The organism is Anaerotignum sp., from assembly GCF_045122575.1.
Taxonomy (GTDB): Bacteria; Bacillota; Clostridia; order Lachnospirales; family Anaerotignaceae; genus Anaerotignum_A.
In genome coordinates, this window is the sequence record NZ_JBGVHV010000066.1 from 1 (window position 1) to 11,827 (window position 11,827).

An 11,827-nucleotide genomic window follows, 5' to 3' on the forward strand; every position below is an offset into this window, starting at 1 on the left:
TTATTGCCTACCATATCGATATCCCGCAGCACTTCATATCCCTTGCCGATGAGGGTTGCCCCTCTGACAGGTTCTGCGATCTTGCCCTTTCGGATCATATATCCTTCCAGAACGGCGAAGTTGAAGGAACCTGTGGCAGGATCCACACTGCCGCCGCCCATCTGTTTTGCATATAAGCCATATTCTGTATTGGCGATGATTTCCTCGGGGGTGCTTTTGCCGTTGGCAATAAAGGTATTGGTCATACGGCTGGTGGGAGCATAACGGTAATCCTGCCGTCTGGCAGAGCCGGTGATAGCCGCGCCCATGCGTCTGCCGTTCAGTCTGTCCACCAGATAGGATTTCAGCACGCCGTTTTCAATGAGGATGTTTCGAGCCATAGGGGTGCCTTCGTCATCCATTTCCCCGGAGCCCCATCCATTGGGGATGGTGCCGTCATCGATAGCCGTTACCAGAGGAGATGCGATCAGCTGACCCATTTTGCCTGCAAAAACAGAAGCATTGCGCGCCACCGCCGTTGCCTCCAGCCCATGGCCGCAGGCTTCGTGGAAGATAACGCCGCCAAAGCCGTTATCGATGACAACGGGCATTTTCCCCGCAGGGCAGGGCTTTGCTCCCAGCACCGTCACCGCAATACGAGCCGCTTCCCTTGCCGTCTGTTCCACATCGATACGGTCGAACAGTTCAAACCCTTCGGAACCGCCGGGGCCCAGATGGCCGCTCTGTTTTTCCGTCGCAGAAGACGCCACTGCCTCCACTGTAAAACGGGAACGGACACGGTCTTCTTCCCCCCAGATGCCCTCGCTGTTGGCCACCAGAACGTGTTTCATCACTTCCAGATAGCCGGCTCTTGTCTGGGTGATCAACTGATGATAGTTTTTTGCCGCCGCGGAAGCCAGTCTCAGTTTTTCCGCTTTAGCTGTTTTTGCAATACTGTCCGGCTGCACCAGAATGGGGTTGATGCATCGTTTCGCCATTTCCTTCCAGCCCTTGCTGTTGTAAATGCGGTCGCCTTTCATGGCAGCCGCCCCTTCTCTGGCAATGCGGATCAGGTTTTCTTCCGTCAGGTCATTGGTAAAGCCGTAAATGGCCTGATTGCCGAAAAACAGGCGCACCCCTGCGCCGTAATCCATGCCGCCCAGCGCCGTTTCGATCTTTCCGTTGACCATGGCAATGCTGCTGCGCTTGGCTTCCTCTGCATAGATCTCCGCAAAGTCCGCGCCGCTTTCCAGTGCCGCTGTCAGTATATTTTCCACTGCTGTTTTCTTCAGCATCGTTTCTCACTTCCTTGCTTTTTCTTCCGTTTCCTCCAGATACAGGCTGACCGCTTCCAGATAATGGAGCAGGCTGCCGTTCTGTCTGATGCTGTATTTTTTCTGGAAGGCGTCATAGGGAATGGACTTGCGCCCGCCCTTTGCCGCCTGTTCCCAGTATGTTTTCAGTGTTTCAAAGGGCAGCAGATAATATTCATCCACTGCGGAAAAATGTACCAGAAGAAAGGCGAGTCCCCGCTGTGCCTGAAATTCTTCCATAAATTCCATCTGATGTGCATGGATATTCTGGAGGGGCAGGCTTTTGCCCGCCGTTTCCTTGGCATCAAAAGCCACGGGCACCCCCTGCGCCACGCCGATATAATCGACGGTGGACTGTTTTTCAAAATAGGCCAGGGTGATGGTCTTGGATTCCGCATCCATCTTCACAGGGGTGATGGGCGTAGGGATCTTCTGGAACAATGCCAGTCTGGACTGTCTGTATCGTTCATTTGTGAAATTGATGATCTCTTCAAAGGTGCTGCCCCGCAGCCCTCTGGAATTCCAGTGAGACATTCTTCCCTCCTCCTCTCGCGGTACTTATTAAATTTGTATTATACCACATACGGTATCATTTTGCCAGTTCGCTGACGGTCACAAATGTAATTCCTGCTGCCTCCAGTTCGGGGATCAATGCGCGGATGGCTTCCGCCGTAATTTCCCCGCCTTCCGGTCCCACATGGCCGATGGCAAGGGCATAGCCCTTTTCCAGCGCCACTTCCGCCGCCTGCCGCAGGTTTGCCTTCACCACCTCCACCGCATCGGTGCTGTCCAGAAACACATCCCTTGCCAGAAAAGAAACCCCTTTTTCGCCTGCGGTTTTTCTGCCAAGGCTTTTGGCTGTGGTCACGCTGTCCACAAACAGCACATCTTTCTCCTGCAGCACATCCAGCACTGCCGAAAGGCTTCTTTCGTCCTCCATGATGGCAGAGCCCATGTGGTTATTCAGCCCTGCCGCATCGGGCAGGATGCAGAAGGCTTCCTCCACCCGTTCTCGGATCTCCGCCTCTGTCATATCCCGAAATACGCCTTTCTCGCCTACCCATTCCTTCTTCCCGGTCAGGGATTCCATGGGCATGTGGATGAAAATTTCCTTTCCCGCCTGTCGCACCGCTTCCGCATCGGCCGCTGTGCAGGAAGAAAAGGGCATGACCGCCGCCGTAAAGGGAATGGGCAATGCCAGCATCTCCTCTGTTCCCTCGCCGCAATAGCCAAAATCATCGATCAGTATGGCCAGTTCTCCCCGTTTTTCGCCGCTTACGGCCTCTGAACGTTCCGAAGCCACCATCCGCCCTGCAATAAAACACAATCCGAAAAGTACCAGATATTTCAGCCCTGTTTTCCAGTTTTTCATAAGCCTTCTCCTCTTTTTTCCATTCCCTTATAGATATGAAAAAAGACACCGGATTTTTCCGATGTCTTTCTGTTTCTTATGAAAATTTACAGCACTCAGTCTTTCCAGACAAAATGATGATTGATGGATTCTCCGCCATCAATGATGATGCTCTGCCCTGTGCAGAAGGTATTCGTCACTGTCATAAAATATGCCCACTGGGCGATTTCTTCCGGCGTTGCCCATTTTTTCAGAGGCGTTTCTTCCATGATCTGCGCCCAGAGTTCCTCATCCTCGATCACGCAGGCATTCAGCGGTGTCAGCACGCCGCCCGGATCGATACTGTTGCAGGTTGCGCCATAGGCTGCCACCCGCAGGGCAACATTTTTGGTATAAGCCAGCACGCCGCCCTTGCTGGCACAATATTCGGGAAACTCGGAGCCTGTATGGGCACTGGCAGAGCCCACATGCAGAATGGACTTGATGTGAGGCTGAACGCCATATTTCTCTGTGATCCAGATCAGCGCTTTCAGGTTGATATCGATGTCCGCTTCGTTCTGCGTGCCTGCATTATTGATGAGGATCTCAACATCCCCCAAGGCAGGCAGTCTGTCTTTGTCTCTGACATCACACTGATGATGGGTATAGGCTCCATGGGTAATGCCGGCGGGCTGGCGGTCGATCCCCACGACCTGATGCCCGTTTTCCAGAAAAAATTCTGCGATGGCTTTGCCGATCCCCTGTGAGGTTCCGGTGATCAATACTTTCATATTAGCTGCACTCCTTGATGTAAGATAAATATTCCATACCTACCTGTTCTTCCTTCCATCTCATCAGGATGCGATAGCCGAAAGGAGAGAAGAAAATTTCCATGATCAGTTCGGCCACAGCACCGGTCAGGGCACAGGTAACACACTGCAGAACCGTCCAATGGAAGCCATCCCAGAAAATGGGGGCAAAGAAAACAAATACGATAAGGGAAAAAATCAGGTTATCCAGAAACTGCCCTACAAATGTGGAAATGTAGGTCTGCGTCGCATAGGCAAGTTTTCCGTCTGGATTTTTTCGAAACAACTTCCCGATGCTCCAGTTCAGAAAATTGTTGATGGCTGCCGATGTCAGAAAGGCGATGGTACTGCCCAGCAGGATAAACCATGTTCCGCCGAAGATGCTGTTAAATGCCGTATAGTCATCCGCCTGAGACGGGATCACACTGGCAATGAAAAAGATCAGGCAGGTGAGAAGGTTGATGGCTGAAGCAAAAATAGCAATTTTATTGGACGCCTTGGGGCCAAAATATTTTGTGATGATATCCATGCACATAAAGGACAGCCAGGAGATCAGGATCCCCCCGTCCAACGCGATCCAGTCTGTTTGCACAAGGGTTTTGTTTGCCAGAAGGTTCATACAGATGACACTGACGACAAACAGAGAAACCACCGTGGATGGAATACTGCGCAGCAGAATCACGGTTTCCTCCTCTTCCCTTATAAACCAGTTTTTCTTTAATGTAACTTCATTTTTAGGTTTTGTTTTTATGCTCATTTTATTTCCTCCTAAAGTGATTTCACAAAGCACAAAACTACTCCCCATAAAAGAAAAAGGCCCTGCAAAACGCAAAGCCTTCTATACACAATCATATTATGAATAGCAGTCCTGGTTTTGTTTAACGACAGGATGGTACAAACGAACTGTCGATATTTTGATTATATACGAATGACGGCCGGCTTGCAAGTCCTTGTTTTACGAGAGCATCCCTTTTTTCTTCCAGCCATTGATTTCTCTCCGCAGAAGGAGGAAGGCCAGCAGGAAGGTCAGCGCATCTGCTCCGGGGGCTGCCCCCAGCGCACCATCCAGCCCAAAACGGGAGGACAGGAACAGTGCCAGCGGGATGAGGAAAAACACCTGTCTGGACAGGGAAACCACCAGTGCTTTTTTCGGGCTGCCGATAGCCTGAAAGAAAGAGGCGGTTACATTGGGCAGGCCAAACACGAAGAAACCTGCCATATACAGGCGGAAGCAATGGACGGCAAATGCCCGATACAGGGGTTCATTTTCCACAAACAGGGAGGCCAGAAAGCCGCCCCCCAGCTGGAAGATGAAAAACCATATCACTGAGATCACAATAGAGGCTTTCGCCGCTGTTTTGATGGTCTGGCGCACCCGTTCATACTGTCTCGCACCAAAATTGAACCCATGGATGGGAGATGCCCCCGAAGCCAGTCCCACGAACATGGCATGGGAGATCTGATACAGTTTCATCATCAGGCCATAGCAGGAGATGGCGATCTCGCTGCCATAAATGGTCATGGCACCATATTTTCGCATCAGGTTGTTCATAATAATCTGGGTAGCCGCCGATGCCGTCTGGGTACAAAGGCTGGGAAAACCCAGTTTGAAAATATTCCCCACGACCCTGCCCCGCAGAGAAAGGTTTTCTTTTTTCAGATGGAAATGCTGATATCTGGGCAGATATGCCAGTGCCATACAGCCGGATACGATCTGTCCGATGATGGTTGCCAACGCTGCCCCCTGAATACCCCAATGGAAAGCAAAAATAAAAATGGGGTCAAGGATAAGATTCAGCCCTGCGCCGATCATCATGCTCCGCATCATATATCGGGGGTTGCCATCAGCACGGATGATGGCCGTAAAGGCCATATTGCACATGGCAAAGGGCTGCCCCAGAAGGGTGATACTCATATATTTCACCGATTCTGCCACAACAGCAGGAGATGCGCCGCAGAAAACCACCAGCTGCTCCGTAAACAGAAGCCCCAGCCCTGCCAGCAGAAATCCTGCCGCAAACAGCAGCACCACCGCATTGGCAAAGATCCGATCTGCTTCCTCCTCTTCCTTTCGTCCCAGAGAAAGGCTGATATTTGCCGCACAGCCATCGCCGATCATCAATGCCAGCGCTGCCGCAATAATGCCCACAGGAAAGGTCACATTGGTGGCCGCCACACCATTGATGCCTGCCGCATGGCCGATAAAGATCTGGTCAACGATGTTATACATCGTATTGACCATCAGCGTCAGGGCCGTCGGGACAGAAAACTGCAGCAGAAGACGTCCGATGGGTTCCGTGCCCAGAATATTCTGTTTCTGTTCTGCCATGCTGCCCCTCCTTTCCTGCCCTTTGTCTGAAAGAGAAACCTCAAACCCATTCGGATTTGAGGTTCTGTCATTTACATTTATTCCACAGTGCCTGTCACAGATTCTGCCGCTGCAGGGGTACCGCACTGGCCGCAGAACTTCACACCTTCCGCCAGAGATGCGCCGCATCCGCTGCATACAGGTCTTTCAATTCCTGCTTTTTCCGCAGCTTTTTCTGCTTCTTCTGCCTTTTCAGCTGCTTTTCCTGCTTCTTCCGCAGCTTTCTTTTCCGCTTTTTCCGCTGCGCGTTCTGCTTTTCTGGCTTCGCCTTCTGCTTTGATCTGGTCGATCTGGTTTTCCAGCAGCTTGATCTTATCCTGTGCCAGAACGATCTTGTCACAGATAAACATTGCTTCATCATCCAGTTTTTCGCCTACTGCAAATTTTGCCCAGTAAAATTCGCCCAGTTCTCTCTGGAATGCCTGAATATTCCCCTTTGTCAGGTTGATCTCGCTGATCAGTTTATTTGTTTCCAGACTGTCAGAAGCCTTTTCGGACACAATTTTTGTCATTTCGCCAAGTTTATCAAAAAATGCCATAGAGAATTCCTCCTTATGTATCAATATTTCCCCTTATCATAATATTTCGATTTTTTTCCTGCAATTCCTCTTTCTTTTTCAGACTTTTTCCCATAAAGAAACAAAAATCCCGTATCCGAAGATACAGGATTTTCTTTATTTGTTGATGTCGGGCAGGCCGTCAAAGCCTTTCTGCAGTTCCTCATCTGTAGGGATGTAGTCCTGCATTTCGCCGTTATTGAATTTTTCATAGGCAAACATATCGAAGTAGCCTGTGCCGGTCAGACCGAATACAATAGTCTTTTCTTCACCGGTTTCCTTGCATTTCATGGCTTCATCAATGGCCACGCGGATGGCATGGGCACTTTCGGGCGCAGGCAGGATGCCTTCCACCTGTGCGAACTGCTTCGCCGCAGCGAATACGGAAGTCTGTTCCACGGAGCGGGCTTCCATCAGGCCGTCATGGTACAGCTGGGAAACCACAGGGCTCATACCATGATAACGCAGACCGCCGGAATGGCTGGAAGAAGGGATAAAACCGCTGCCCAGGGTATACATCTTCGCCAAAGGGGTCACCATACCGGTATCGCAGTAGTCATAAGCAAATTTCCCCCTCGTCATGCTGGGGCAGGATGCAGGCTCTACCGCAATGATCTGATAATCTCTTTCGCCGCGGAGTTTTTCGCCCACGAAAGGAGAGATCAGACCGCCCAGATTGGAGCCGCCGCCGGCACAGCCGATGATGATATCGGGCACGATGCCGTATTTATCCAGCGCTGCCTTTGTTTCCATACCGATGATGGACTGATGCAGCATTACCTGATTCAGAACGCTGCCCAGCACATATCTGTAGCCTTCTCTGCTGCAGGCGGATTCCACTGCTTCGGAGATGGCACAGCCAAGGCTGCCGCCGGTACCGGGATGAGCCTCCAGAATCTTCTTGCCCACCTCTGTTGTAGCGGAGGGGGAAGGGGTTACGGAAGCACCGTATGTACGCATCACTTCTCTGCGGAAAGGTTTCTGTTCATAGGATACTTTTACCATGAAAACATTACAGTCCAGTCCCAGATATGCACAGGCCATGGAAAGGGCTGTGCCCCACTGACCCGCACCTGTTTCTGTGGTCACGCCTTTCAGACCCTGCATTTTTGCATAATACGCCTGCGCGATGGCGGAATTCAGTTTATGGCTGCCGCTGGTGTTGTTGCCTTCAAATTTATAGTAGATCTTTGCAGGGGTCTGCAGTTTTTCTTCCAGACAGTAAGCACGCACCAGGGGCGCAGGTCTGTACATCTTGTAGAAATCCCAGATCTCCTGCGGAATGTCGATATACGCATTTTCATTATCCAGTTCCTGTTTTGCCAGTTCTTCACAGAAGATCACGCTCAGTTCTTCCAGTGTCATGGGTTCCAGTGTTTCTGGATTCAGAAGGGGTGCCGGTTTGTTTTTCATATCCGCCCGCACGTTATACCACTGTTTGGGCATTTCGGATTCTTCCAGATAGATTTTGTAAGGGATCTTTTCGTTTTCTTTATTCATAAAATTCTCTCCTCTCTTCATTTGATATCCTGTACTCTTCTCGTCTCATCTAAGCAATAATTCTGTACTATCGTACCCCAAGGAAGGACATCTGTCAATAAAACAGACACATTTTCCGGCAACAAAAAAATACAGTCCGAAAAATCAGACTGTATTTTTGATTTGCATGTTAAAATTTCAATTCATCGATATCTGCCGTACCCATGGGAATGCTGTTGCCGCATCCGGGACAGTCGATCTCTTTTTCTGTTTCCATGGTCTCCTCATCCACGTCGATTTCTTCGCCGCAGTTGGGGCAGATAAAGGAATAGAAGAAGATGGGTTCATCTGTTTCATCCATATCCTCGTCATCCATAACCATGTCTTCATCATCCATGAATGTTTCCAGCATGAAAGCCATGTCATCCAGAACATCCAGAATACCGTGGAAGATCTTACCTTCTTTGCTGTCTTCCGCAAAGCCGCTTCCATCGCAAAGCCCTCTTAAATAAGTGATCTTTTTTTCAAAATATTCCATTTGTCAAAGCCTCCCTGCCAATTCAGAACTGAATTGATTATTCTTTGGATCTGCCCAGGTATTCGCCTGTTCTTGTATCGATCTGGATTTTTTCGCCTTCGTTGATGAACAGAGGAACCTGCAGTGTGAAGCCTGTTTCTACTGTAGCGGGTTTTGTAGCACCCTGTGCTGTGTTACCAGCGAAGCCGGGTTCTGTATCTGTGATCACCAGGTCAACGAACTGTGCGGATTCTACCATGAAAGGAGCACCTTTGTAGAATTTTACTGTTACTTCATCGTTTTCTCTTGTGAATTTCAGAGCTTCTTCTACCTGATCGTAGTGCAGAGGGATCTGGTCGAATGTTTCGTTGTCCATGAAGTAGTACAGTTCACCATCGCTGTACAGATACTGCATTTTCTTTGTTTCGATGTGTGCTTTGGGGAATTTGTCACTGGGGTTGAATGCTTCTTCTCTTGTAGCACCTGTCAGAATGTTTTTGTATTTTGTTCTTACGAAGGGAGAACCTTTACCGGGTTTTACGTGCTGGAAGTCCAGAATTACGTGGGGTTCGCCGTTCATTTCAAAAGTAATACCTTTTCTAAAATCACCTGCAGAAATCATAGTATTTCCTCCTCATAAATATAAATCATTTTTATTATTCCGAATGACGCTGCCTATCCTCTCTGAAAAGATATGCATATTCTTCTATATTTTAATAGATTGAGCCGTATATTTCAATAAAAACTTGAAAAAACCACTTTTATTTACCATATTTCTTGAAATATGTCTTCATAACCTGTCTTTCCAGACCGCGTTTTACCTTTGTCTGGATCTGGTCTCGGTTGCAGATCGGCGCAGTCATAATGCACAGAAGACCTGCCTTGTGACCGCACCACATATCTGTAAACACCTGATCGCCCACCATTGCCGCGCTGTCAGGGGTCACCCCCATGATCTCCAGCGCTCTGTTCAGTTTTTTGATGCCGGGCTTGCCTGCCTTATGTACAGCCAGAGCCCCCAGCTTTTTATTGAACAGATGCACGCGGTCCTTTGTATTATTGGACAGGATGCAGAGTTTGAATCCCTGTTTTCTGAGATATGCAAAAAGTTCCACAATCTCCTGATCGGGCTCTGCCACATCAAAGGGAGCCACTGTATTGTCAATATCAAAAACCAGAGCACGGATCCCCAGTTTTTTCATATCATCCAGAGGCATTTCAAACACAGATTTCACATAAATATCAGGATAAAAACGTTCCAGTACTGCCATAACTTATTCCAACCCTTCTCTTCCTGCTCGCCAGTAGGCGTTTTCGTCGGTATCCCCCAGTCGTTCCCCGCTGAGGTATCGGATCATCACATCGTCAGCTTCCCCCATGACGCCATAGGTCAGTTCGATGCGCTTCATACGGAGAATGTTTCGCGCGGTAGAGCGGATATTGCCGCAGATGACAGCATTGATGCCCTGCTCTGTCAGAAAATCTGCCACGCTCGTTTTTCCCAGAGGGATGATTTCTTTTTTCTGTACCAGTTCGATCTCCACTTCGTACACCGTAAATTCCGCCGCACGGCTGTACTGCTGGTCGATCCTGCCATTTTTTGTAGGAATGGCAACTTTCATTTTCCATCCCTCCTTTCTTTCTTCCTATTTTAAAATCAACAGAATATCTTGTCAATTTTTTTGCATATTTTCCTCAAACAGTGTAGAATACTATTCAAGACCGTGGGGCTCTGCCCCACCACCCCGCTGGGGAATGATTCCCCAGACCCCCATTCGCAAAACCATATACATGGTTTTGCAGTATCAGGGTTCCAAGGGAAATGATTTCCCTTGGCAGGGTTCGGGACAGCGTCCCGAAAAAAGAAAGGAGAAAAGAAAAATGGACGAAAGAATCAAGACTTTAGCATACAACCTGGTACACTATTCCTGCCGACTGGAAAAAGGCGAAAAGGTATGGATCAGCTGCAACGGCGTACATCCTCTGCCTCTGGTGAAGCAGATCATCAAGGAAGTTTATCAGGTAGGCGCGACCCCCTTTGTAAAACTGATGACAAACTCTCTGGAAAGAGAGATCCTGCTGGGGGCAACGGAAGAACAGCAGAAAATGATGGCAGAGGCCGACAGCCTGCTGATGAAACAGATGGATGCCTTCATCGGCGTAAGAGGCGAGGATAACCTGACCGAGCAGTACGACGTTCCCACAGAAAAACTGGATATCCAGAATATTTTCTATGATGACCCCGTGCACCATCAGATCCGCGTACCCCATACCAAATGGGTGGTTCTGCGCTACCCCACAAACGCAATGGCACAGTCTGCGAAATCCTCTCTGGAAGAATTCGAAGACTTCTATTTTAATGTATGCAATCTGGACTACGGCAAAATGAGCAAAGCTATGGATTCTCTGGTAGAGCTGATGAACAGAACAGATAAAGTACGTCTGGTTTCCGAAGGCACAGACCTGACCTTCTCCATCAAGGATATCCCTGCGGTAAAATGCGCCGGCAGCTGCAATATCCCCGACGGGGAAGTTTACACCGCCCCTGTCCGCAATTCCGTAAACGGTGTTATCACTTACAACACCCCTTCCGAAATGAACGGCTTCACATTTGAAAATGTAAAACTGACATTCAAAGACGGTAAGATCGTGGAATGTGACGGCAACGACAAATCTCGTCTGGAAAAGGTATTCAACACAGACGAAGGTGCAAGATATATCGGTGAATTCGCCATCGGCGTAAACCCTTACATCACAAAACCCATGAACAACATCCTCTTCGACGAAAAAATCGCAGGCTCCATCCATTTCACCCCCGGCAACTGCTATGATGATGCCCCCAACGGCAACAAGTCCGCCATCCACTGGGATATGGTGCTCATTATGACACCCGAATACGGCGGCGGTGAGATCTGGTTCGATGATGTACTGATCCGCAAAGATGGGCTCTTCGTTGTTTCCGAACTGGAATGCCTGAATCCCGAAAATCTGAAATAATATCAAGTCCCACTTTCCGTGGGACTTCTTTTTATTGCAAATTATCCCTGTGGTTGTTATAATTTGAAAAAATGTCCGAAAAAACAAGGAGGAAATCAAAATGAAAATCGCATGCTACGCAGCAGGCTCCGTGGGCACAAACAACTATGTTGTTTCCGATGACAACGGCATCACATGTATCATTGACTGCGACGGCCCCATTCAGCCTCTGCTGAACTATATCGCACAGAACAATCTGAAAGTAACACACATCCTGCTGACCCACGGCCACTATGACCATGTGGGCTCCGTAAACGAGCTGTCCGAAAAACTGGGCGCAAAAATCGTTGGCGGCGCACAGGAAATGCCTGTATTCACAGATCCTGCCCTGAATGTTTCCCAGTTTGTAGGCGCTCCCATCATCGTACATCCCGATGAACTGGTGAATGAAGGTGATGTGGTAAAAGTGGGTGACATGGAATTCAAGGTAATGCTGACA

Annotated in this window: 14 protein-coding genes; 2 read left to right on the forward strand and 12 right to left on the reverse strand. The window is 49.0% G+C overall.

From position 1 onward, the window contains the following. The 12 genes from ACJMLT_RS02960 to ACJMLT_RS03015 form a co-directional block, all read right to left on the reverse strand. Positions 1–1,274 (reverse strand): TldD/PmbA family protein (locus tag ACJMLT_RS02960; RefSeq protein WP_405726361.1); only part of this gene is annotated, 1,274 nt, incomplete at its 3' end. A 6-nt stretch (positions 1,275–1,280) separates the two neighbouring features. After that, positions 1,281–1,826, reverse strand: a complete 546-nt coding sequence (locus ACJMLT_RS02965) for a Holliday junction resolvase RecU (protein WP_405726364.1) — start codon at positions 1,824–1,826, stop codon at positions 1,281–1,283. Positions 1,827–1,881: 55 nt separating this feature from the next. Further along, positions 1,882–2,664, reverse strand: coding sequence for a divergent polysaccharide deacetylase family protein (locus ACJMLT_RS02970; protein WP_405726367.1), 783 nt, complete (start codon positions 2,662–2,664; stop codon positions 1,882–1,884). Positions 2,665–2,759: 95 nt separating this feature from the next. After that, positions 2,760–3,413 (reverse strand): SDR family NAD(P)-dependent oxidoreductase, encoded by a 654-nt coding sequence (locus ACJMLT_RS02975; protein ID WP_405726370.1) that lies wholly within the window; start codon positions 3,411–3,413, stop codon positions 2,760–2,762. A 1-nt stretch (position 3,414) separates the two neighbouring features. Beyond that, on the reverse strand, positions 3,415–4,188 hold the full coding sequence (locus ACJMLT_RS02980; protein WP_405726373.1) for a VUT family protein: 774 nt from the start codon (positions 4,186–4,188) through the stop codon (positions 3,415–3,417). 198 nt (positions 4,189–4,386) lie between these two features. After that, positions 4,387–5,760, reverse strand: a complete 1,374-nt coding sequence (locus tag ACJMLT_RS02985) for an MATE family efflux transporter (protein ID WP_405726376.1) — start codon at positions 5,758–5,760, stop codon at positions 4,387–4,389. 77 nt (positions 5,761–5,837) lie between these two features. After that, positions 5,838–6,338: a zinc ribbon domain-containing protein gene (locus ACJMLT_RS02990; RefSeq protein WP_405726379.1), complete on the reverse strand. Its 501-nt coding sequence runs from the start codon at positions 6,336–6,338 to the stop codon at positions 5,838–5,840. Between the two features lie 135 nt (positions 6,339–6,473). Beyond that, positions 6,474–7,856: a TrpB-like pyridoxal phosphate-dependent enzyme gene (locus tag ACJMLT_RS02995; protein WP_405726382.1), complete on the reverse strand. Its 1,383-nt coding sequence runs from the start codon at positions 7,854–7,856 to the stop codon at positions 6,474–6,476. A gap of 169 nt (positions 7,857–8,025) precedes the next feature. Further along, on the reverse strand, positions 8,026–8,373 hold the full coding sequence (locus tag ACJMLT_RS03000) for a CD1247 N-terminal domain-containing protein (protein WP_405726385.1): 348 nt from the start codon (positions 8,371–8,373) through the stop codon (positions 8,026–8,028). Positions 8,374–8,410: 37 nt separating this feature from the next. After that, positions 8,411–8,974, reverse strand: a complete 564-nt coding sequence (efp, locus tag ACJMLT_RS03005; RefSeq protein WP_405726388.1) for an elongation factor P — start codon at positions 8,972–8,974, stop codon at positions 8,411–8,413. 139 nt (positions 8,975–9,113) lie between these two features. After that, positions 9,114–9,623 (reverse strand): YqeG family HAD IIIA-type phosphatase, encoded by a 510-nt coding sequence (locus ACJMLT_RS03010; protein WP_405726391.1) that lies wholly within the window; start codon positions 9,621–9,623, stop codon positions 9,114–9,116. Between the two features lie 3 nt (positions 9,624–9,626). Continuing rightward, positions 9,627–9,974, reverse strand: coding sequence for a NifB/NifX family molybdenum-iron cluster-binding protein (locus ACJMLT_RS03015; RefSeq protein ID WP_405726394.1), 348 nt, complete (start codon positions 9,972–9,974; stop codon positions 9,627–9,629). A 259-nt stretch (positions 9,975–10,233) separates the two neighbouring features. On the opposite strand from ACJMLT_RS03015, the gene ACJMLT_RS03020 reads away from it, so the two are divergent. Beyond that, the gene (locus ACJMLT_RS03020) at positions 10,234–11,349 is read left to right on the forward strand and encodes an aminopeptidase (protein WP_405726397.1); all 1,116 of its coding nucleotides are present in this window, start codon (positions 10,234–10,236) and stop codon (positions 11,347–11,349) included. A 100-nt stretch (positions 11,350–11,449) separates the two neighbouring features. After that, the coding region (locus ACJMLT_RS03025; protein WP_405726400.1) for an MBL fold metallo-hydrolase at positions 11,450–11,827 on the forward strand (378 nt) is incomplete at its 3' end.

Excerpts from the sequence above, each read along its gene's own strand:
- ACJMLT_RS02980 (WP_405726373.1), bottom strand. The coding sequence starts at position 4,188 with ATGAGCATAAAAACAAAACCTAAAAATGAAGTTACATTAAAGAAAAAC.
- ACJMLT_RS02975 (WP_405726370.1), bottom strand. The coding sequence starts at position 3,413 with ATGAAAGTATTGATCACCGGAACCTCACAGGGGATCGGCAAAGCCATC.
- ACJMLT_RS02990 (WP_405726379.1), bottom strand. The coding sequence starts at position 6,338 with ATGGCATTTTTTGATAAACTTGGCGAAATGACAAAAATTGTGTCCGAA.
- ACJMLT_RS03020 (WP_405726397.1), top strand. The coding sequence starts at position 10,234 with ATGGACGAAAGAATCAAGACTTTAGCATACAACCTGGTACACTATTCC.
- ACJMLT_RS02970 (WP_405726367.1), bottom strand. The coding sequence starts at position 2,664 with ATGAAAAACTGGAAAACAGGGCTGAAATATCTGGTACTTTTCGGATTG.
- ACJMLT_RS03000 (WP_405726385.1), bottom strand. The coding sequence starts at position 8,373 with ATGGAATATTTTGAAAAAAAGATCACTTATTTAAGAGGGCTTTGCGAT.
- efp (WP_405726388.1), bottom strand. The coding sequence starts at position 8,974 with ATGATTTCTGCAGGTGATTTTAGAAAAGGTATTACTTTTGAAATGAAC.
- ACJMLT_RS02965 (WP_405726364.1), bottom strand. The coding sequence starts at position 1,826 with ATGTCTCACTGGAATTCCAGAGGGCTGCGGGGCAGCACCTTTGAAGAG.
- ACJMLT_RS03015 (WP_405726394.1), bottom strand. The coding sequence starts at position 9,974 with ATGAAAGTTGCCATTCCTACAAAAAATGGCAGGATCGACCAGCAGTAC.
- ACJMLT_RS03010 (WP_405726391.1), bottom strand. The coding sequence starts at position 9,623 with ATGGCAGTACTGGAACGTTTTTATCCTGATATTTATGTGAAATCTGTG.
- ACJMLT_RS02985 (WP_405726376.1), bottom strand. The coding sequence starts at position 5,760 with ATGGCAGAACAGAAACAGAATATTCTGGGCACGGAACCCATCGGACGT.
- ACJMLT_RS02995 (WP_405726382.1), bottom strand. The coding sequence starts at position 7,856 with ATGAATAAAGAAAACGAAAAGATCCCTTACAAAATCTATCTGGAAGAA.